General features: G+C 63.6%; 1 protein-coding gene. It reads right to left on the bottom strand.

The window, feature by feature from the left end; translation table 11 throughout:
- Positions 1 to 591: IS66 family transposase (locus FLP08_RS15495; RefSeq protein ID WP_156278079.1), on the bottom strand; the 591-nt coding region annotated here is incomplete at both ends.

The following is a 591-nucleotide window of genomic DNA, read 5'->3' as shown; positions in this document are numbered from 1 at the left end:
CTGTGCCTGCAGCCAAATCTCCAACGCGTCAAAGACCGGCTTGGCCTTGGCCTGCCGCAGGGTGACGCGCTCTTCCGGGGATTTTCCCCGCGCCTCCTTCTCGACAGCGTAAGGCTCCGCAATCTGTTTGATCGCCTGTTGGGCGATGGGAGAGCCAGTGCGCTCGGCCTCGTCGACGAACTTGCGGCGCACATGGACCATGCAGGCCTGTTCGTCAGCCTTGCCCTCGCCAAACAAACCATTGAAGCCCGCGAAGCCATCAGCATGTACCGTGCCGGTATACCCGGTAAGGTGATTGACGGGGTGCTCGCCCTTCCGGTCGACGCTGAACTGATACCAGGCGCAGGGGGGCGCTGCCCCGCACCACGGGCGTTCGTCCCGGACGTAGCTCCAGAGCCGGGCGGTTTTGGTCTTTGTCGTGTTCGCGCGCACCTGCAGTTTTACGGGGGTATCGTCTGCAAACAGGGCTGGCCCCGCCCGGACCAACTTGCCGATGTGCTCGGCTAGAGGCTCCAGCAAGGCCGTCGTGCGCCCGACCCAGTCGCTGAGCGTAGAGCGATGCAGATCGACGCCTTCGCGTGCGTATATCTT

It is taken from the genome of Christiangramia aestuarii, assembly GCF_009735585.1.
GTDB classification, from domain to species: domain Bacteria; phylum Bacteroidota; class Bacteroidia; order Flavobacteriales; family Flavobacteriaceae; genus Christiangramia; species Christiangramia aestuarii.
This window is presented reverse-complemented; position numbering and strand designations above follow the sequence as displayed.